Source organism: Elusimicrobiota bacterium (assembly GCA_016722575.1).
Taxonomy (GTDB): domain Bacteria; phylum Elusimicrobiota; class Elusimicrobia; order FEN-1173; family FEN-1173; genus JADKIY01.
Map to the genome: position 1 here is coordinate 40686 of JADKIY010000006.1, position 19637 is coordinate 60322.

The following is a 19637-nucleotide window of genomic DNA, read 5'->3' on the forward strand; positions in this document are numbered from 1 at the left end:
GGGGCCGCCGTTCTGGACCCCCTGGCGCTTTTGGAGGAGGCCGCGGCCCGGGCCGGCGAGTGGTCGGCCGGTCAAGCGCCGGATTTGGAAGCCCGCGCGGCCGCTTTCAATTTGCAACAGCGAACGGTCAAGGCCACTCTCAACGACGGTCAGGGCATTTATCTGGAAAGCCCCTTCACCGGGGCCGTCCGCCGGATTCGAACCCAGTCCCATCAAAACAGCGTCTGGACGCTTTCCATCCTTTTGTCCGCCGCGGGTCCCGTGCTCCTGGCGCGGGCGGTTCAGGCCAAAGTGCGCGAGCCTTTTAAAGCCTATGGACCCATGGTCTTCGGCGACCCGCTGGACCGTCCCGAGTCGTCCGTTTGGCGCGGCGACCGGGGCGCGAGCTTGGCGGCGGCCGCGACGGCCTTGACCGACGCGTTGGGCCGAACCGTGGCGGCGCCCCGCGCCGAAGCGGTCGCCTTCGCCCCGGCGCTCCCGACCGCGGCGGAGGTCCGCGCCCGGGCCCGCGGGGCGGTGGCCTATTGGGCGGCCCATTGGGGAACCTGGTCGCCCGAGGAGCGCCGCTCGGCGCCGGTCGAGGTGGCCCGGCTTCTCCAGCGGGTCTTGGGCGGCGAAGACCGTTCCGCCACGGGATTGGCCCGGACCCGGGACGCCCTGCTGGCCGCCGAAATCCTTTTTAACGACAAATTCCCGGCGGACGCGGCGACTCTCTACGGATCGCTGGTGAACGCCGACGCCGCCCTCTTGTCTTTGTTGTTGAGCCGGGAAGGGGCGTTTGAAAAACGGCGGACCGCTCTGGTGAAAAGAATGGCGAACCTGGTTTTCTCCGCCGGTTTGACGGACGCGGCGACGCTTCCCCGCCACGACCATTTCCTGGAGGCCATGTTCGACCTCGCCCGCGAATCGGCGAAGGGCGAAGCGCGCGGCCGGGACGCCGTGCGAAACACGGCGCTGTTTCTCGCGCTCTTGGCTCCCATCGCCTGGTTGGCGGCGGCGATCCCCGGCGGTCTCTGGCCCGGGGTGGAATTCCTCACCGGGCGCGGACTCGCGTCCCTGTGGGACAACCCGTGGATCGGCTCCCTGGCCATGGTGCTCACCCCCTTCGTGGTCCCGGGGGCCCCCCGCGGGGGGGACGCCGGCGGCTTGTTGCACCCGTCCTTCGTCGCCCACGATTTGGGCGTGTGGGGGATTTTGCGGGACCAATCGGGTCTGGCCGCGGAGGGGCGCCGCGTGGTGTACGGCGGCGCCGGGGTCGATCTGTCCAACGTTCTATTGTCCACCGACGGCGAACGGGTGTGGATGATCGACCGGAAATACGGTTTTTCCCCGGAACTCCTGCGGGCCGTCTTCGGCAAGGACAAAAAATATTTGGACCGCGCCACGGCCTCCTACGCGGAAGCCAAGCACAAGGCCGGGTTCGCCGGATTCACCCGGCTGGTTCCCGGCGAACGAATGGCCGAGGCGCTGTGGCGGGAACTTTCCTCCCTCGGGATCGACCCGGCGGCGGTGGCGGTCGGCCGGAACGGCAACGACGTCCTGTTGGAATTCCCGTGGTCCCACCCCGGCCGCCCCGGCGCGCGAACGCGGACCGTGGTTTTCCGCGAGAGCGACCTGGTGGAAAAGCGCGATGGGGTGGACGAAGCCTGGGACGTTTATTACCAACGGGCCCCGATGACGATGCCCGAAGCCTACGCCCAAGCGGAAAATTATTTGACCCGTCTGGAAACCCTGCGCCGGGCCAACGGCGTCTACGTCACCGACGACGTCACGGATTTCCTTCAAAACCGCCCCGGTCCGGGCGCCCGGGCCGACCGGCACGCCCAATTCCCCCTGCGGTCCCGGGAATGGCCCGTTCCGGAGGCCCTGGAAAACGCCGTCCTGGAATTCAAATACCCGGGGGAGTCGTTTCAGAGACTTCGGGACCGTTTGACCGAGGGGTTCGGCTACGGTTGGCGCGTTCGGGTGCGGGAGCCCTTGGCCCGCTCCGCTTCGGAAGGCCGGTCCGCCGCCATCGATGCCGATTTGACCGAGGGTCAGCGGCGTTCCTTTCGGGACGCCCTGGAACGGCTTTCGCCCGCTCCTTTCGAGGGAATGCCGGTGCTCCAAACGCTGACCCTCGCCGATTGGGCGGGCGGGGCGTACGCGCCGATCGCCGGGCCGACGTCGGAGGAAACCGGGGAGTTGGCCCGTTGGCTGGCCCGGTGGGCGGACGCGGACGTTCGCGCCGGAGCGGTCCCGTCATCGGGCGCTTCCGCGCGGGACGCCGCCCGTTTGGCGGCGGTGTTGGACGAGCTCAACCACCCCTGGGGGGAAAACAACACCTCCGCGGCGGCGGCCGGGTTGGACCTTTTGCGGAACTCCGGCTCCGGCGGCGATCCGGCGGCCTTTGTCGGCGCTTACAACGCGTTCCGTCGAGCTCTCTGGTCGCTTCGATTCCAGGCCGCCGAGCTGAACCGCCGGTCCGTCAAGGCCATTGACCTCTCGCCCCTTTTCGACGACGCCCGGGCCGCCGAACGGGCCGCGACCGTCCGCGCTTTGGAACTTTCCCGGGGGGCCCCCGCCGGCGGCACCACCCATTTGCTGGTCGACTGGGAGGGGCTCCGGTCCTCGCCGGAGGAATCCGACGGCGCGATCCTCTCCAAAGCCGAGGCCCGGTTGAATCGAGAGTTCCCGGGATTGATTCGTCCCGGCCATCGCGTCGTCTTTCGGGTGTGGGTCCGGGGCACTTCCGCCGCCCAGAAAGTTTTCCGGACCGACGGTCTTTCCGTGCGCTCCTTGCGGCGCTTTGACGGGGACGTCGCGCTCCCCTTGACCCTCGTGGGCGTTTCGCTCGATCGAATCGTTCCGGCCGAGCGGAGGTTCCTGGCGGACTGGCTCGTGTCCCTGGTGCCGCTGGCCGGGTTGGTCAGCGCGGACCTCGACGCCGCGCTCCGGCGTTTGGCCTTCCTTCAAATTCAAGCGTAATTTCCGTCGACCCCTCGGGGTCGTTTTCTTGACAGCGTGTCGGCCCCTTGATAAACTTTGACTTTCCCATGAAACGACTTCTCGTAGAAACTTCCGACCTCGTCCGTTACCGCGGCGGGTTCGGCCACTGGACGTTCCTTTTCCACCGCCTGACGGGTTTGGGCGTCTTGGTCTTCCTCCTGGCCCACATCGTGGACACGGCGCTCCTCGGTTGGGGCCCCGAGGTCTTCAACCGCGTCATGGCCATCTACCGCCATCCCCTTTTCCGCCTGAGCGAAGTGTTTCTCGTGGCGTCCGTCCTCTTCCACACGTTGAACGGCGTTCGCTTGATCGTGGTTGATTTTTGGCCCCGGGCCACCCGGCACCACCGGGCCCTGGTCCGCGGCACCTGGATTCTGTTCGTCCTCCTCATGATCCCGGTCGTGATCATCATGGCCCACCATTACCTGGAAGCGAACCCCCGATGACGGCCCTCTCTCCCAACGCCGGTCGTCCGGTCCCCTCCGGCGGGTTCGAGCGCTTCGCCTGGTTCTTCATGCGCGCCTCGGGCCTCGTGCTCCTGGTTCTCGCCCTGGGCCACCTGGCCATCATGCATTTGATCAACAGCATCGACACGGTGGACTACGCCTTCGTCGCGGCCCGGTACGCCACGCCCTTCTGGCGGACCTACGACGGGCTGATGCTGGTCCTGGCCCTTTTGCACGGTTACAACGGCCTGCGGGTGGTCTTAAACGACTACCTTAAGAGCGGCTGGCGGACCGCCGCCACCTGGTTCATGGGGCTCCTGACCCTGGTCCTTTTGATCCTCGGCCTTTACGTGGTTTTCGCTTTCCAACCCGATCACCCCCAGGACACGGTGCTTCCCAATGACACGGACCTCTCATCATCGCTTTGATTGCCTGATCGTCGGCGCCGGCGGCGCGGGGCTTTACGCGGCCCTGGCGTTGGCTCAACGCAAAGGCTCTTCCGTGGCGGTCTTAAGCAAACTCTACCCCACCCGCTCCCACACGGGCGCGGCCCAGGGCGGCGTGAGCGCGGCCTTGGGCAACACCGAAGAGGACTCGCCCGATTGGCACATGTTCGACACGGTCAAGGGCGGGGACTACCTCGTGGACCAGGACGCCGCCGAAATCCTCTGCCGGGACGCCGTCAGCACGGTCATCGAACTGGAACATTTGGGCCTTCCCTTTAATCGAACCGAAGACGGTCGCATCGACCAGCGTCGTTTCGGCGGCCACACCCGGGACTTCGGCAAAGGACCCGTCCGCCGGGCCTGCTACGCCGCCGACCGCACCGGCCACATGATCCTCCAGACCCTTTACCAGCAGTGCATTAAGAACAACGTCACTTTTTTCGACGAATACCACGTCGTGGATTTGATTGTCGTCGGCGGCCGTTGCGCCGGCGTCGTGGCCTATCAAATCTCCACCGGCGAACTGCACGTGTTCCACGCCAAGTCGGTGCTCTTCGCCACGGGCGGCTCGGGCCGCATGTTCAAGATCACCTCCAACGCCCACGCCCTGACGGGCGACGGCATGGCCATCGCCTACCGCCGGGGCCTGCCCCTGGAGGACATGGAATTTTTCCAGTTCCACCCCACCGGCATCTACAAAATGGGCATTTTGCTCTCCGAGGCCTGCCGCGGCGAGGGGGGAAAGCTGTTGAACGGGAAAGGCGAGCGCTTTATGGAGCGTTACGCCCCCACCATGCTCGACCTGGCGCCCCGGGACATGATTTCCCGCTTCATCCACCAGGAAATCCGCGAAGGGCGCGGCGTCGACGGGAAAGACTACGTCCATTTGGACCTGCGCCACCTGGGCGCCCAGGTCATCGAGGAAAAACTGCCCGACATCACCGATTTCGTCCGCACCTACATGGGCCTGGACCCGGTGACGGATTTGATCCCCATTCAAGCCACCGCCCACTACGCCATGGGGGGGATTCCCACGACGGTGGACGGCGAAGTCATCGTCGACGCCAAAAACACCGTTCTCCCCGGTTTCTACGCCGCCGGCGAAGTGGCCTGCGTTTCGGTCCACGGCGCCAACCGCCTCGGGACCAACTCCCTGGTGGACATTTTGGTCTTCGGCCGCCGGTCCGGCATGGCCATGGCCGATTTCGCGGCCAAAAACGATTTCCCGCCCCTCCCGGCGGATCCCGCCGCGGACATCCGCGAACGGGTGGCCCGCCTCCTGGCCAACCCCGCCAAGCAATCGGCGGCGTCTCTCCGGGCCGAGCTTCAGGCGGCCATGATGGACGATTGCGGCGTCTACCGCTCGGAAGCGGGCCTCAAAAAAGTCCAGGCCAAAATCGCCGAATGCCGAACGCGTTACGCGGGCGTCGGCGTGTCGGACAAGGGGAAACAATTCAACACCGAACTGCTCGAGGCCCTGGAATTGGAAAACCTCATCGATCTGGCCGAATGCACGGTGGCCAGCGCCATCGCCCGGAAGGAATCCCGGGGCGCCCACGCCCGGGAGGATTTCCCCAAGCGGGACGACGTCCAATTTTTAAAGCACACCCTCGCCACCAAAACAGCCTCGGGGGTCGCCTTGGACTACAAGCCCGTGGTGATCACGAAATTTCAACCCCAGGAACGGAAATACTAATGAAGGTCACCCTCAAAATACGGCGCGTGGACCCGGAAAAAGGCCTGCCCGAGCGTTGGGAAACCTACACGGTCGACGTGGCCCCCACGGATCGGGTGTTGGACGCCTTGAACGAAGTCAAATGGACCCAGGAAGGGCCCCTGGCCTATCGGCGCTCCTGCGCCCACGGCATCTGCGGTTCCGACGCCATGCGCATCAACGGCCGAAACCGCCTGGCCTGCAAAGTGTTGGTCCAGGACGTGGCCCCGGTCATTACCTTGGAACCCATGAAGGGGTTCCGGGTCATCAAAGATTTGATCGTGGACATGGAACCCTTTCTGGCCAAGTTCCGCTCGTTGAAACCCTTTTTGATCAACGAGGAACCGGTCACCGAAGGCGAACGCCTCCAGTCGCCCGACGCCCGGGCCCGCTTCGACGACACCACCAAGTGCATCCTTTGCGGCGCCTGCACGACCAGTTGCCCGTCCTTCTGGGCGGACCCGGCCTACGTGGGCCCCGCCGCCATCGTGAACGCCCACCGATTTATTTTCGACGACCGCGACCGGGCCGCCGCCGAACGCCTGGAGCTGTTGGACGGGCGGGACGGGGTGTGGAAATGCCGCACCGTGTTCAACTGCGTCGAAGCCTGCCCCCGGGACATCGACATCACGGGCGCCATCGCCGACGTCAAGCGGGCCCTCCTGTTCCGGAAGGATTGACGGCCCATGCCCGACGCGCCCGATAAGAAGTCCGTCGTCCTCGTGGTGGAGGACGACGAAGCCATTTTGGAATTCCTGGCCACGACCCTGGAGATGGAGGGGTACGAGGTTTACTCCGCCACCGACGGTCAAAAAGGCCTCGACATGATCGTCCAGCACCACCCGGGCGCGGTCCTCCTGGATTTGATGATGCCCGGCTTGGACGGCTTCGGGGTGTTGGAAAAAATGGCGGAGCGGAACGACACCGCCAAAATTCCCGTGACCGTCGTGAGCGCCTACGCCGACGCCGGCCCCGCCCGGGAGCTCCTGGCCAAAGCCAAAAACGTTCAAAAAGTTTTCACCAAGCCCGTTCGTTCCGACGAACTCCTCCGGCAGGTGAAAGCCATGCTGGACAGCCGTTGATTTGACGCGGAGGGCCCCCCTGGCTAAAAAGACCCTCCCGTATTCGCACGGGAAGATGTTCCGTGCGAATGGGGGCCGAGTCCGGGGATACGAGGCCATCCCTTGACGCGGAGGGCCCCCCTGGCTAAAAAGACCCTCCCGTATTCGCACGGGAAGATGTTCCGTGCGAATGGGGGCCGAGTCCGGGGATACGAGGCCATCCCTTGACGCGGAGGGCCCCTGGAAGACTACGGGGAAGATGTTCCGTGCGAATGGAGGCCGAGCTTGGACGCGCGAGGCCATCCCTTGACGCGGAGGGCCCCCCTGGCTAAAAAGACCCTCCCGTATTCGCACGGGAAGATGTTCCGTGCGAATGGAGGCCGAGCTTGGACGCGCGAGGCCATCCCTTGACGGTCCTCCCCGTCCCCGCCCAACTTTCCCAATCCCTGTTCCGCCGCCGGTGGGCCGCCGCCCTTTGGACGGTGCTCTTCGGCGCCGCCGGCGTCTACGCCGTTTTGTGGTTGGACACCGGCGCCCGGGCCCGGGAAGCCTACCGGGAGGCCGAGCGGTACACGGCCTGGGCCGCGGACCCCGCCAAAGAGCGCCGGGACGCCGACGAGGATTTCCGCAGCGGCCAGGCGCGACTGGCCCGGGAAAAAAACGCCGGGCGCCTTTCGCCCGGGGACTTCACCCTGGAAATGGACCTGTTGCGGGAGCGCCACGCGCTGACCTTAAGCCGCCCGCCCTCCGGGCTGGCCGCCCAATGGTACCAGGACACTTACCGTCTTTTCGCCCCGCCGGAAAACCGTTGGACCCGGGCCGCCCGGCTGATGGCCCCCGCGCTCAAAGAGCGATGGCGCCGGGACGTGGCCGCCCGGAAACTCCCCACCCGGCCCACCCATTGGGACGAGGAACCGGGCCTGGCGGCCGGGGAGCGGGTGGTCTACAGCGCCCGCCGGTGGAAGGAAGCCGACCGGGCCCGGGCGATTCTGGAATTTCGGGGCATTCCGGCCCGCGTCGGGGCCGACCCCCGGCCCGCCGGCGCGGGCGACGGGGTCTGGGTCGTCGTTCCGGCCGCCCGTTTCGCCGACGCCCACGCGGCGCTCCGGGACGGATTGGCGTTGAGCGTTCCGACGATTGTGATACAATGACGCTTTCATGCGCGTTTTCCTTCGCTCCAAAATCCACAACGCCACGGTCACCGACGCCAATTTAAATTACGTCGGGTCCATGACGGTCGACGTCGCCCTGCTGGAAAAGGCGGACATGGCCGAACACGAGCGGATCCTGGTGGTCGACAACACCAACGGGGCCCGCCTGGAAACCTACTTGATCAAAGGCGCCCGGGGGTCCGGCGAAATCTGCGCCAACGGCGCGGCCAGCCACCTCATCCAGAAAGGCCACCAGGTCATCCTGATGACCTTCGAGCACGCCCGGCGGGCCCCCAAAACGAAAATCGTTTTGGTCGACGGTCAAAACCGCTTCGTGAAGTACCTTCGGGAAAAACCCGGCGCGGCCGCCGGCTGACCACGGCGTTGCGCCAGCGTTTCCGAAAAAAGTCCTCCGGTCCCCTCCCCGTCCTCTCCGGCGTCTTTTACCCCGTCTTGGGCACGGCTCTGGCCCTGCCCACCGCGGGATTGTGGATGGCCTTGGCCCCCGTTTTTCTCCGTTTGCCCCGGGAGTGGACGGCCTGGGCGCCGCTGGCGGGCGGCGTCCTCGGATACGGGCTGATCCATTTCGCCTTCCGCCGCCCCATTTCCCTCTACGTTTTCGGCCACGAGTTGACCCACGCCCTGGCGGCCATGGTCTCCGGCTACAAGGTGAAATCCCTTTATGTCTCGGAAAAAGGCGGGGAGGTGCAACTCTCCAACACCAACGTCGTGGTCGCCCTGGCGCCCTACTGCCTGCCGCTTTACACGATGCTCGTGGTCGGCCTCTACCTTTTCGTTAATCGCTACGCGGGTTTCCCGACGCCGCCCGTGTGGTTCGGCGTCGGGGTGGGCGCCACCCTGGCTTTCCATTTTGCCTTGACCGTCTATGCCCTGCGCCAACACCAGCCGGACCTTCACCACGCGGGAGTGTATTTCTCGCTGGTGGCCATCCTTTTTTGCAATACCCTCACGGTGGCCGTACTGTTGTCCCTGCTTTTTCCATCTTCCGTTCGATGGATGGAGTTCGCCCTGGAAAGCGCCCGCCGCACCCGGGGGCTGGCCGAGGGCCTGGGGGCCCTGTCCGTCGCTGGCGGCCGCCGGTTGATGGCATGGGCCCGGGAGGTCCAATGAACGTTTTCCAGAACGAGGGCGCCCGGAAACTCTTTCATTCCTTGAGCGCCGGCTACGCGCTCCTCTACGCCTGGTCCGGGCGGACCACGACCTTGTGGGTGTTGGGCGCCGCTTTGGGCGTTTCGGCCGTCGTGGAGGCCGTGCGCCTGCGAAACCCCCGGGTCAACGAATTCCTTTTGAGCCGCTTCGGCGGCATTCATCGGGAAAAAGAAATCGACAAACCGTCGGGCATTTTTTGGACCTTGGGGGGGTGCGTCGGGGTCGTGGCCCTGGTTCCGGCCCGGGACATCGTCTTGGCGTCCATGCTTTATTTGACGGTGGGCGACGGCCTGGCCGGCTTCGTGGGACGAAATTGGGGGCGGTTTCGCATCGGGGCCAAGAGCCTCGAGGGCAGTTTGGCCGCTTTCCTGGGTTGCTGGGCCGTGGGCGCGCTGACCCTCAATTCGCCCTTCGGCCGCGCCGAAGTCCTCTGGGGGGCCCTGGGGGCCACCGCCCTCGAAGCGCTGGATCTTCCGCCCGACGATAATTTCACCCTCCCCTTGCTTTCCGGTTTGGGCCTCTGGGCGGCCCGGGCTTTCCTTTGATCAAAACCGAGGGGCTTCTTAAAAAATTCCAGGACGTCGTGGCCGTGGACCGGCTCGACCTCGAGGTCCCGGCGGGGGAAATTTTCGGGTTCCTGGGGCCCAACGGCGCGGGGAAAACCACGACGGTCAAACTGCTCACGGGCCTGCTGAAGCCCACGGCGGGCCGGTCCTGGATCGGCGGCATCGACGTGCAGCGGGACCCTCGGGGAGCCAAGAAAATCATGGGGCTCGTTCCGGACCAGCCCTACGTCTATCCCCACCTCACGGGAAAAGAGTTTCTCCGCTTCATCGGCGATCTTTACGAAGTGGACCCGCGCCGCCAAATCAAACGGATCCCCGAACTGCTCCGGATGTTTGAACTGGAGGACATGGGCGACGAATTGGTGGAGTCTTATTCCCACGGCATGCGGCAGAAGTTGGTCCTGGCCGGGGTTCTCCTCCACGAACCCAAAGTTCTCTTTCTGGACGAACCCATGGTCGGCCTGGACCCCAAAAGCGCCCGCCTGGTCAAAGACATTTTCCAGGAATTGTCCAAAGGCGGGGTGACGATTTTCATGTGCACCCACGTGCTGGAAATCGCCGAAAAACTCTGCCACCGGATCGGCATCGTCGAAAAGGGCCGGATGACCCGCATCGGCACCGTGGAGGAACTGCGGTCCCAGTCCCAGCGCGCGGGGTCCCTGGAGGACGTCTTCCTCCGACTGACCGGCGGCGACGAATACCGTTCGCTCCTCAAATACCTCTCCGAGTGATCTTCCTCTTTCGAATCCAGTTTCTCAAACTCAAGAATTGGCTCACCCGCTCCACCTCGGGCGAAACCCTCAAGACCGGCGGGTTCGCCCTGCTGGGCCTTCTCTTCCTGGTCCTGCTGTATTTCGGTTTCGTCCGGGTGTTGACGGCCCTGCGGTCGGTGGAAATCATCGGGACCCTGCTCCTCCTGAAAGTATTGTCCATGGCCTTCCTCACGACGTTTTTCATGATTGTCTTTTCCAGCGCCCTGGCGGCCTTCACCACGCTTTTTTTCGCCCGGGACCTGTCCATGTTGATTCACACGCCCCTTCCCCACCGGACGCTCTTTTTTTTCAAATCCCTGGAAACGGCGGTTTTTTCGTCGTGGATGGTGATGGTGGCTCTGGTTCCCTTTCTGGGCGCCTACGGCCGGGTCACCGGTCAAGGCGCCGGTTTTTACTTTCTATTGATGGGGCTCGCCGTGCCTTTCGCCTGGACGGCGAGCGCCCTGGGGATCGGGCTTTCGATGACGCTCATGAGCGTCTTTCCCGCCCGGCGGGTGCGGGAGGTCATGCTGACCTTGGCCATCGTGATCGGCACGGGGCTATTCCTCTGGGCCCGGTGGGCCGCGCCGGCGCGGTTCGTCCGGGCCGACAACCTGGAAGTGATCATCCAATACATCGCCCAATTGGAGGCGCCCACGGCGCCGTATCTGCCCTCCTGGTGGATGTCCCTGGCGGTGTCGAGCTACGCCGCCGGTCGGTTGGGCGAGGTTTTGAGCTACGGCGCGCTGTTGGCGGCCGTGGCCGTGGCCGCGGGCGCCTTGCTCGTGGCCTTCGGGGAACGGGCCTATTATTCCGGCTGGGCCGCCGCCCAGGAGGGCGGGCGCCGGCGCACCGTGACGCCCCTGGGCGCGGAGTGGCGCTGGGTTCCGGGTTTTTTCGGCCCCCGGGTTCGGGCGCTCCTCGGAAAAGATTTCGCCATTTTCCGACGGGACTCCAACCAGTGGTCCCAGCTTTTGATGCTGATGTCCATCGTGGCGGTCTATTTGATCAGCATCCGCAAATTGCCCCTGGACACGCCCTATCTGCGGGGGCTCGTTTCCTTCTTGAACATCGGCATGGTGGGGTTCGTCCTGGCGTCGGTCGCCCTCCGCTTCGTGTTCCCCGAAATCAGCCTCGAGGGACGCGCCTGGTGGGCCATACGGTCGGCGCCCATGAGCCTCTGGTCCGTCCTGGGGGGGAAATTCCTTTCGGGGTTTCTGCCCTTGAGCGTGGCGGGCGTCCTGTTGGTGTGGGTGTCCAATAAATTCTTGAACGTCGACCCCTTCATCGTTTGGCTTTCCAACGGCACGGTGTTCGTCATGGCCGGGGCCTTGGCGGGCATGGGCGTCGGCTTCGGCGCCCTTTTCCCCCGCTTCAATCTGGAAAACGTCGCCCAAATCCAAACCTCGGCCGGCGGGATGATCTACATGGTGGCCGCCCTTTTCTACGTGGGCCTCACGCTCTCGCTGGAGGCCGTGATAATGCGCCTCTATTATTTTTCCCGGGTGGCCGGCCGTTCCCTCTGGTCCTGGGAGCCGGTGGTCCTGGTGGGGGCGGCCCTTCTGGTCGTGAACGTGGTGGCCGTGGCGGGGCCGCTGATGCTCGGCAAAGCCAATTTGGAGCGGGCGGATATTTAGCGGCCCGCGGCCCCCCCCGACCGTCTTTCCGGCATGCCTTTGGCCGGAATCCCGGCGTTCTCTTCCGTTGGAGAAAAAATCCGAATTTCGGATAAAATTATTCCGGAACGACGAACGGAAGGGTTTTTCAGCGGTTGGTCGGTTCTTGGAATTCCTTCGGGAGGCCGAAATGAAGAAAGTCACGGCGGTGGCGGCGGTGTTGGGTTTGGGGGTGGGGTTGGCGGCGGGCGCGTCCCTCCGTTCCTTTCGAAACGGCGTTTACTATTACCCCGACACGGTCGAGGAAAAAGTGGAATTCAACGAAGCCGGGGACAATTCCCATTTCAGTCATTACCGGACGGCGGCCTCCATTCCCAAGGATTACGGCCGTTTGGTGGGGGTCACTTCCGGGGATGCCGGCTCCGCTCTTTGGTTTGAGGACGCGGACGGGAACCTCCGCAACGTTTTCGTTGAAGATTCCCGGCTGATCCACATTCGCCGTTCCGGAACGAGCCTCGCCCGCCGACCCTAAGTCCCCCGAGTCGGCCGGCCTTCCCCCGGGGCCAGGCCCCTCGATTCGCCCCGTCTTTTCCGACGGATTTCAAACACTTTTTGTATAATTCCTCCTTCATGAAAAACACCGTGGCTCGACTCCTGGAAGAGGTTCGCCGCCGGGGGGACAAAGGGGTGGCGTCCCTGCTCCGGCGGTTCGACGGCGCGTTCCTGACGCCCCGGCAATGGCGGATTCCCTTGGAGGAAGCGCGCCGGGCCCTTCGGCGACTCCCCGCCCAGCGACGCGGGGTTCTGGAAATGGCCCAGGGGAACATCGCCCGTTTTCACGCCGCGGAACGACGCTTTGCGTCCCGGTCCTGGCGGTTGAAGGGCGGGGGCCTGGTGGTGGGACAGGAAGTCCGCCCGGTGGCCTCGGCGGGCCTTTACGTCCCCGGCGGCCGGTTCGCCTACCCCTCCACCGTGTTGATGACCGCGGTTCCCGCCAAAGCGGCGGGGGTGAAACGCGTGGTGGTGGTCACGCCCCCGCGCCATTTGACCGACGAGGTGTTGGGCGCCTGCGCCCTGGCGGGCGTGGATGAAATTTTAAGCATCGGCGGCGTGGCCGCCATCGGCGCCCTGGCCTTCGGCACCGAAACCATCCGCCCCGTGGACATCATCGCCGGGCCGGGCGGCGCCTGGGTGACGGAAGCCAAGCGGCAGGTGTTCGGCGTGGTCGGCATCGACATGCTGGCGGGTCCCAGCGAAATCGTCCTTCTGGCCGACGCGTCGGTTCCGGCGGCGCTGGTGGCCGCGGACATGATGGCCCAAGCGGAGCACGACCCCGCCGCCCGGGCGGTCGTGATCTCCACGGATTCCCGGGTCCTTTCCGCCGTGAAGGCGGCGGTGGAGCCGAAATTCCGAAATCAATGCCGATTTAAAAAAGCCGCCGATTGGGCGGCCGCGGCGCGTTTGGCCGAAGACGCGGCCCCGGAACACCTGTCCTTGGCGGTTAAAAACCCCGAAGGACTCTTGAAAAAAATCGGCAACGCGGGCGCCGTGTTCCTGGGCCCCTGGTCGCCCGTGGCGGCCGGGGATTATTGGGCGGGCCCCTCCCACGTGCTTCCCACGGGTCGGTCGGCCCGGTTTTCCTCGGGGCTGTCGGTTCAAACCTTTTTGAAACGCTCCAGCGTCATCGGGGTGTCCCGGGCGGCCATGAAAAAGGCCGCGCCGCGCGTCGCCCTCCTGGCCGAAGCCGAGGGGCTGGTTTATCACGCCGCGTCCCTCAAAGCGAGAGTGAAATGAAAGACCGCGTGTCCGAAAAAAACCGCGTCACGAAAGAAACCCAGGTCCGCCTTCGTTTGAATTTGGACGGGTCCGGTCGCTACAAGGTGTCCACGACCCTCCCGTTCCTGGACCACATGCTGGAGCTTTTCGCCAAGCACGGCAATATTGATTTGACCGTCCAAGCCACGGGCGACACCCACATCGACGACCACCACCTGGTGGAGGACATCGGTTTGACTCTGGGGGACGTTCTGGTCGAAGCCCTGGGCGACAAACGGGGCCTCGTGCGTTACGGCCAGGATTTTCGGCCCGACTTGAAGGGCAAAGCCCTCACGACCATGGACGAGACCCTGTCCTACGTGGCGCTGGATTTGTCCGGCCGCCCTTATTTTGATTTCAAGGTGAAGTTCCACCTTCAAAACAAGCCGCCCATCTCCTTCGAGCTTTTCGACGATTTCTTCCAAGCCGTGGCCATGAACGCGAAGATGAACCTGCACATCAAACTGCTCCAGGGACGGAACAACCACCACATCGCCGAATCCATCTTCAAGGGGTTTGGCCGGGCCCTCGCCATGGCGGTGCGGATCGATCCGCGCCGCGGCTCCGCCGTTCCGTCCACCAAAGGCGCTCTGTGAAATTGCTTCGGGGCTTGTTGATCGGGTTGTTGGCCGCCGGGGCCCTGGTCCTTCGGGCCCGGGCCGCCTCCACCGCCACGGTGGAAGAGGCGTTCCTTCAAGCCTGGGAGGGGACCCAGAAGAGCGACCCCAAAACCGTGGTGTTCGAGAAAAAGGCCCCGGGTCGCTACCATTTTAAGACCACGCGGTTTCCTTTCGATGGGGAACTCAAGGTGTTGAACGTCACCGTCAACGAGGGCTTCGGGGACGACGAGGATTTGCCGACGGTGGGGAAATACGGTTTCGCGGAAGTGGAGCTGGTGGGCTGGTCCAAGGACGACTTGATGCGCTACGCCCAAAGCTACGCCCTGTGGACCCAGACCCACACGCTTTATCACGACGCCAAGGGCCACCGCTGGCTTCCGACGGTGGAGTATTTTAAATCCGTGCGGAACGCCACCGTTCCGGCCCGACGGTCCCTCTGGTCCGGCCTGTCGACGTATTTGAATTATCTCTGGATCTTCCTGCTGCTTTATTTCATGGGGGTCCTGTTCGTGTCGGGAAAACGCGTCCGCCGGAATTTCAAGCAAATCGAGGAATCGATCCAGCTTTCCCGGCGCAGCGTGGCCCTGCAGGAGGAAGCCGTGCCCAAACAGCGGGCCCTCCTGGAGGAAACGAACCGATTGCTGAAAGAAATTTTGGAGAACCTGAAAAAGGGGCCCCCCGCCCCGTGACCGTTCCGCGTTTGGCCGTGGTGGATTACGGCATGGGCAACATCCATTCCGTGGCCAAGTCCCTGGAAGCCTCGGGTGGCCGGGTGGTCGTGTCCGACCGGCGGTCGGTGTTGGACAAGGCCGACGTGCTGGTGGTGCCGGGACAGGGCCGCTTCGACCGGGCCATGGCGACGCTTAAGGCCCGGGGGTTGGTCTCGTTTTTGAAGGGCTGGCTCAAGGAAGACCGTCCCTTTTTGGGTGTTTGTCTGGGCCTGCAGATTTTGTTTGATCGAAGCGACGAAGCCCCCGGGGTTCCCGGGTTGGGGTGGATCCCCGGCCGGGTCCGGCGCTTCGCTCCCGGGAGCGGCCTTAAGATTCCCCACATGGGGTGGAACCAAGCGCGCCCCCGGGGCGAACGGGCCAAAAAACTATTCGGCGCCGACGGCTACTATTACTTCGTCCACTCCTATTACCCGGTTCCCGCCGAGCGGGAGTGGGAGGGCGCTCGGACGCCCTACGGAACGGATTTTTGTTCGGCCATCGTGCGGGGCGCGGCGGTGGCCACCCAATTTCACCCGGAGAAGAGCGGCACGGCCGGGTTGTTGTGCCTTAAAAAATTGATCCAGTCGTGGGCCCGGAGGTGACCGATGCTCATTATTCCTGCCATTGACATCAAAGCGGGTTCCGTCGTCCGTTTGACGCACGGGGACCCGAAACAAGAAACGGTGTATTCCTCGGATCCGGTGGAGATGGCCAAGCGGTGGGTGGCCCAGGGCGCCCAGCGCCTGCACGTGGTGGACCTGGACGGCGCTTTTACGGGCCATCCGGCCAACCTGGACCTGGTGTACCGAATCAAGGACGCGGTGAACGTCGTCGTGGAGTTCGGCGGCGGCCTGCGGGACCCGGACACCGTGAAAAAAGTTTTGGACCGCGGCATCGGCCGCGCCATCGTGGGGACCGCCATCTTGAAATACCCCCAATGGATCAAGACGACCCTGGCCGAATACCCCGGCCGCCTCATGGCTTCCCTGGACGCCGTGAACGGCGAAGTGATGATCGAAGGCTGGCAGGCCGATTCCGGACACACCCTGGCCGACGTCATCAAGACCATCGACAACCTGGGGTTCCGGGAAATCGTCTACACGGACATCAAGCAGGACGGCACGCTCAAAGGGCCCAACGTGAAATCCATCGCCGAAGTGCTGGCCATGACCCACATGGGCGTCTACGCCTCCGGAGGGATTTCGTCCTTGGACGACCTTCGGGCGTTGAAGGCCCTGGAGGTCAAGGGTCTCAAGGGCGCCATCCTCGGGAAATCGCTCTACGCCGGGAAAATCAATCTGCCCGACGCCCTGGCGATCGCAAAATGATTTCGGGCCTTACCCGGCGCCTCATTCCCTGTCTGGACGTCGACGGGGGCCGGGTGGTGAAAGGCACCAAGTTCCTGAACCTCCGGGACGCGGGCGACCCGGTGGAGGTGGCCCGCCGCTACAACGCCGAGGGGGCCGACGAGTTGGTGTTTTTGGACATCACCGCGTCCTCCCAAAAGCGGCCCATCCTGTTGGACGTGGTGACCCGCACCGCCGAACAGGTGTTCATCCCCCTGACCGTCGGGGGCGGGGTGCGCACGGTGGCCGACGTCCGCACGCTCCTGTCCGCCGGGGCCGATAAAGTGTCCATCAACACCGCGGGGGTGCAACGCCCGGCGCTCTTTAAGGAAGCCGCGGGCGCGGTGGGTTCCCAATGCGTGGTGGCCGCCATCGACGCCAAGCGCACGGGCCGGGGCCGCTGGGAGGTTTTCATCCACGGCGGCCGAACCGCCACCGGCAAAAACGCCGTGGCCTGGGCCCGGGAAACCGTGCGTCGGGGCGCCGGGGAAATTTTGTTGACCAGCATGGACGCCGACGGCACCAAGGCCGGCTACGACACGGACTTGCTCCGCGCCGTCTGCCGGGCCGTCCGGGTTCCCGTCATCGCTTCCGGCGGGGCGGGACGGCCGAGCCATTTCGCCGACGCCTTCCGCGCCGGCGCCGACGCGGCCCTGGCCGCGTCGCTGTTTCATTTTCGTGAGTTGTCCATCAACCGCCTTCGGCGCTACCTGGCCGGGCGGAAAATTCCCATCAGGAGAATCCCGTGAGCTTGGAATGGATCGAAAGCGTTAAATTTGACGACAAGGGCCTCGTGCCCGCCGTGGTGCAGGACGACAAGGACGGCACCTTGCTCATGGTGGCCTACATGAACAAGGAGGCCCTGCGGGAAACCGTGGAGCGCCGCCGGGGCGTTTTTTTCAGCCGGTCCCGCAACAAGATGTGGCGGAAGGGCGAGGAGAGCGGCAACTTCCAGGAAGTGAAATCCATCGCCCTGGATTGCGACAAGGATTGCGTCCTGATCCGCGTGAACCAAATCGGCGGCGCGGCCTGCCACACGGGGCGGAAGTCCTGCTTTTTCCACCACGTGACGGACAAAAACGAAATCGACGTCCGGGGCGAGATCCTCTTCGACCCCGCCAAGGTCTATAAAAAATAAATGAAGCGGATTTTGTACCTGGTGTTTTTGGGCGCCCTGGGCGCGTGGGTCCTTCGGGCCTACGCCGTGGAAGGCATTTACATCGCCACCGGCTCCATGGAGCCCACGCTCCACGTCGGCCTGCACGTGTTCGTCAACAAGGTGGTCTACCGCGTGCGCGGGCCCCAGCGCGGAGAAATCGTTCTCTTCCCGTCGCCCGTTGAACAAAAAGAATTGGTCAAGCGGGTGATCGCGGTCGGCGGCGACACCCTGCGCATTGAGAAAAAACAGGTGATCCTGAATGGAAAACCCCTGGAGGAACCCTACGTCCGGCACACCCGGGCCGGCGAGTTGTTGGACGGGGACGACCTGGACATGGGCACGGTTCCCCCGGGACATCTCGTGCTCCTCGGCGACAACCGGGACGAATCCGGCGACAGCCGGGACTGGAAGGACGCCCAGGGGAAACACCGCTATTTCATCCCCGTGTCGGCGGTGAAGGGCAAAGTGATGGGCCCCGCGTGATCACCCCGAGCCTGTCGGAATTCAAACGCCTGGCCCGGCGGTACAACGCCGTGCCCGTGGCGGTGGAGTGCCTGGCCGACGAAGTGACGCCCCTGGGCCTGTTCCACGGCCTTTATGCGAAAAGCCCCCAGTGTTTCCTTTTGGAAAGCGTGGAAGGGGGCGAACATTTGGGCCGCTATTCCTTCGCCGCTTTCGAACCCCAGGTCGTCCTCCGTTCCAGGGCCGCCGGCGCCCCGAGCCCCGACGGCGGCGTGGGTCCCCTGGCCGCCCTGCGGGAGGCCGTGCGACACCGCCGGTCGCCCGAGGTGCCGGGCCTGCCGCGTTTTTACGGCGGGGCCGTGGGGTTCATCGGCTACGACATCGTCCGCCATTTCGAACGCCTGCCCCTTCGGGCCGCCGACGCCCTCGGCCTGCCCGACTTCGTTTTCTTTTTGACCGGGGACCTTTTTATTTTTGACCACGTGGCCCACACGGTGCGGCTGGTGCGCACGGTGCGAATTCCCAAGGGCGTGTCCTTGGATTCCCTTTACCAACGCACGGTTCGGGAACTGCGGGCCCGGGTGGAGCGGATCCGCCCCGCCGCCCCGCCCCTGACCCCGGTGGCCCCCGCGGACCGCCGCCCCCTGCCGGTCAACCCCGCGGAACGGAAACGTTTTCTGGAAAGCGTCGTCCGGGCCAAGGCCTACATCGCCGCGGGCGACATCATTCAAGTGGTGCCGTCCCGCCGGGTGAGCGTTAAAACCCCGGCCCACCCCCTGGAAATTTACCGGGCTCTCCGCCGGATCAACCCCTCGCCTTACATGTATTTTTTCCGGGACGGCGACACCCACGTCATCGGCTCCAGCCCCGAGATGCTGGTGCGGCTGGAGGACGGCCGGGCCGAAACGCGCCCCATCGCCGGCACGCGCCCCCGGGGCGCCACCCCGGCGGAGGACGAGCGCCTGGCCCGGGAACTTCTCCGGGACCCCAAGGAACGGGCGGAACATTTGATGCTGGTGGATTTGGCCCGAAACGACCTGGGCCGGGTGTCCAAGCCCGGGTCGGTGAAGGTTCCGGATTTCATGACCGTGGAGCGTTACAGCCACGTCATGCACATCGTCTCCAAGGTGACCTCGGAACTGGCGGCCGGGCGGGATGCTTTCGACCTTTTCCGGGCGACCTTTCCCGCGGGCACGCTCTCCGGCGCGCCCAAAATCCGCGCCATGGAGATCATCGAGGAATTGGAACCCACGCGCCGGGGCCTGTACGGCGGGGCCGTGGGGTATTTCTCCTACACGGGGAACATGGACGTGGCCATCGCCATCCGCACCATTTTGCTCCAAAAGGGCATGGCCCACCTGCAGGCCGGCGCCGGCATCGTGGCCGATTCGGTGCCCGCCACGGAATTTGAAGAGACGCAAAACAAGATGGCGGCCTTGGTCGCCGCGTTGAGGTTGGCGGGAACAAAAATTTAGTTTTTGATTTTGCATTATCCCTTTTAGGGGAAATATTGATTCAACGTCGCGGGGCTGCGCGCCCCGCACCCCGCCCCATTTCTTTTGGGCACGCAAAAGAAATGGGGGAAAGAAAACGTGCCCCGGTCGGCCTGCGCGCG

At 64.6% G+C, this 19637-nt stretch carries 21 protein-coding genes (1 of these 21 only partly in view); all 21 read left to right on the forward strand.

The annotated features are described in order from the left end of the window. A protein-coding gene (locus IPP68_10025) for a hypothetical protein (protein MBL0350690.1) crosses the window boundary here: on the forward strand, positions 1–2967 show its end. Its footprint begins 10689 nt before the window's first position; only the last 2967 of its 13656 coding nucleotides appear in the window; the start codon falls outside the window, past its left edge; its stop codon occupies positions 2965–2967. Between the two features lie 68 nt (positions 2968–3035). Beyond that, complete coding sequence (gene sdhC, locus IPP68_10030) at positions 3036–3434, forward strand: succinate dehydrogenase, cytochrome b556 subunit (protein MBL0350691.1); 399 nt, start codon at positions 3036–3038, stop codon at positions 3432–3434. Continuing rightward, positions 3431–3862, forward strand: a complete 432-nt coding sequence (locus tag IPP68_10035) for a succinate dehydrogenase (GenBank protein MBL0350692.1) — start codon at positions 3431–3433, stop codon at positions 3860–3862. The genes sdhC and IPP68_10035 overlap by 4 nt, the downstream gene beginning before the upstream one ends. Then, positions 3834–5576 carry a succinate dehydrogenase flavoprotein subunit gene (locus IPP68_10040; protein ID MBL0350693.1) on the forward strand — a complete coding sequence of 581 codons (1743 nt, stop codon included), beginning with the start codon at positions 3834–3836 and terminating at the stop codon, positions 5574–5576. The genes IPP68_10035 and IPP68_10040 overlap by 29 nt, the downstream gene beginning before the upstream one ends. Continuing rightward, positions 5576–6274, forward strand: a complete 699-nt coding sequence (locus tag IPP68_10045) for a succinate dehydrogenase iron-sulfur subunit (GenBank protein MBL0350694.1) — start codon at positions 5576–5578, stop codon at positions 6272–6274. Before IPP68_10040 ends, IPP68_10045 begins: the two co-directional genes overlap by 1 nt. A gap of 6 nt (positions 6275–6280) precedes the next feature. After that, positions 6281–6676, forward strand: coding sequence for a response regulator (locus IPP68_10050; protein MBL0350695.1), 396 nt, complete (start codon positions 6281–6283; stop codon positions 6674–6676). A 365-nt stretch (positions 6677–7041) separates the two neighbouring features. Next, positions 7042–7806: a hypothetical protein gene (locus IPP68_10055; protein MBL0350696.1), complete on the forward strand. Its 765-nt coding sequence runs from the start codon at positions 7042–7044 to the stop codon at positions 7804–7806. A 7-nt stretch (positions 7807–7813) separates the two neighbouring features. Further along, positions 7814–8182, forward strand: a complete 369-nt coding sequence (locus IPP68_10060; protein ID MBL0350697.1) for an aspartate 1-decarboxylase — start codon at positions 7814–7816, stop codon at positions 8180–8182. Between the two features lie 8 nt (positions 8183–8190). Then, complete coding sequence (locus tag IPP68_10065) at positions 8191–8937, forward strand: hypothetical protein (GenBank protein ID MBL0350698.1); 747 nt, start codon at positions 8191–8193, stop codon at positions 8935–8937. Further along, complete coding sequence (locus IPP68_10070) at positions 8934–9521, forward strand: hypothetical protein (GenBank protein ID MBL0350699.1); 588 nt, start codon at positions 8934–8936, stop codon at positions 9519–9521. Before IPP68_10065 ends, IPP68_10070 begins: the two co-directional genes overlap by 4 nt. Next, entirely contained in the window at positions 9497–10273 is a 777-nt protein-coding gene (locus tag IPP68_10075) for an ABC transporter ATP-binding protein (protein MBL0350700.1), read from the forward strand. Before IPP68_10070 ends, IPP68_10075 begins: the two co-directional genes overlap by 25 nt. Further along, entirely contained in the window at positions 10270–11931 is a 1662-nt protein-coding gene (locus IPP68_10080; GenBank protein MBL0350701.1) for a hypothetical protein, read from the forward strand. Before IPP68_10075 ends, IPP68_10080 begins: the two co-directional genes overlap by 4 nt. Before the next feature lie 169 nt (positions 11932–12100). Then, a complete protein-coding gene (locus IPP68_10085) occupies positions 12101–12442 on the forward strand; it encodes a hypothetical protein (GenBank protein MBL0350702.1) in 342 nt (113 codons plus the stop codon). A 98-nt stretch (positions 12443–12540) separates the two neighbouring features. Continuing rightward, positions 12541–13704: a histidinol dehydrogenase gene (gene hisD, locus IPP68_10090; GenBank protein ID MBL0350703.1), complete on the forward strand. Its 1164-nt coding sequence runs from the start codon at positions 12541–12543 to the stop codon at positions 13702–13704. After that, on the forward strand, positions 13701–14321 hold the full coding sequence (gene hisB / locus IPP68_10095) for an imidazoleglycerol-phosphate dehydratase HisB (GenBank protein MBL0350704.1): 621 nt from the start codon (positions 13701–13703) through the stop codon (positions 14319–14321). Before hisD ends, hisB begins: the two co-directional genes overlap by 4 nt. Next, positions 14318–15034: a hypothetical protein gene (locus IPP68_10100; protein ID MBL0350705.1), complete on the forward strand. Its 717-nt coding sequence runs from the start codon at positions 14318–14320 to the stop codon at positions 15032–15034. The genes hisB and IPP68_10100 overlap by 4 nt, the downstream gene beginning before the upstream one ends. Beyond that, positions 15031–15657 (forward strand): imidazole glycerol phosphate synthase subunit HisH, encoded by a 627-nt coding sequence (hisH, locus tag IPP68_10105; protein MBL0350706.1) that lies wholly within the window; start codon positions 15031–15033, stop codon positions 15655–15657. Before IPP68_10100 ends, hisH begins: the two co-directional genes overlap by 4 nt. Before the next feature lie 335 nt (positions 15658–15992). Next, on the forward strand, positions 15993–17150 hold the full coding sequence (hisF, locus tag IPP68_10110) for an imidazole glycerol phosphate synthase subunit HisF (GenBank protein ID MBL0350707.1): 1158 nt from the start codon (positions 15993–15995) through the stop codon (positions 17148–17150). Beyond that, on the forward strand, positions 17147–17539 hold the full coding sequence (gene hisI / locus IPP68_10115) for a phosphoribosyl-AMP cyclohydrolase (GenBank protein ID MBL0350708.1): 393 nt from the start codon (positions 17147–17149) through the stop codon (positions 17537–17539). Before hisF ends, hisI begins: the two co-directional genes overlap by 4 nt. Then, on the forward strand, positions 17540–18043 hold the full coding sequence (gene lepB, locus IPP68_10120; protein ID MBL0350709.1) for a signal peptidase I: 504 nt from the start codon (positions 17540–17542) through the stop codon (positions 18041–18043). Then, positions 18040–19497, forward strand: a complete 1458-nt coding sequence (gene trpE / locus IPP68_10125; protein ID MBL0350710.1) for an anthranilate synthase component I — start codon at positions 18040–18042, stop codon at positions 19495–19497. Before lepB ends, trpE begins: the two co-directional genes overlap by 4 nt. The last annotated feature ends 140 nt before the right edge of the window (positions 19498–19637 follow it).

Excerpts from the sequence above, each read along its gene's own strand:
- sdhC (MBL0350691.1), top strand. The coding sequence starts at position 3,036 with ATGAAACGACTTCTCGTAGAAACTTCCGACCTCGTCCGTTACCGCGGC.
- IPP68_10035 (MBL0350692.1), top strand. The coding sequence starts at position 3,431 with ATGACGGCCCTCTCTCCCAACGCCGGTCGTCCGGTCCCCTCCGGCGGG.
- IPP68_10040 (MBL0350693.1), top strand. The coding sequence starts at position 3,834 with ATGACACGGACCTCTCATCATCGCTTTGATTGCCTGATCGTCGGCGCC.
- IPP68_10045 (MBL0350694.1), top strand. The coding sequence starts at position 5,576 with ATGAAGGTCACCCTCAAAATACGGCGCGTGGACCCGGAAAAAGGCCTG.
- IPP68_10050 (MBL0350695.1), top strand. The coding sequence starts at position 6,281 with ATGCCCGACGCGCCCGATAAGAAGTCCGTCGTCCTCGTGGTGGAGGAC.
- IPP68_10060 (MBL0350697.1), top strand. The coding sequence starts at position 7,814 with ATGCGCGTTTTCCTTCGCTCCAAAATCCACAACGCCACGGTCACCGAC.
- IPP68_10070 (MBL0350699.1), top strand. The coding sequence starts at position 8,934 with ATGAACGTTTTCCAGAACGAGGGCGCCCGGAAACTCTTTCATTCCTTG.
- IPP68_10085 (MBL0350702.1), top strand. The coding sequence starts at position 12,101 with ATGAAGAAAGTCACGGCGGTGGCGGCGGTGTTGGGTTTGGGGGTGGGG.
- hisD (MBL0350703.1), top strand. The coding sequence starts at position 12,541 with ATGAAAAACACCGTGGCTCGACTCCTGGAAGAGGTTCGCCGCCGGGGG.
- hisB (MBL0350704.1), top strand. The coding sequence starts at position 13,701 with ATGAAAGACCGCGTGTCCGAAAAAAACCGCGTCACGAAAGAAACCCAG.
- hisF (MBL0350707.1), top strand. The coding sequence starts at position 15,993 with ATGGATCAAGACGACCCTGGCCGAATACCCCGGCCGCCTCATGGCTTC.
- lepB (MBL0350709.1), top strand. The coding sequence starts at position 17,540 with ATGAAGCGGATTTTGTACCTGGTGTTTTTGGGCGCCCTGGGCGCGTGG.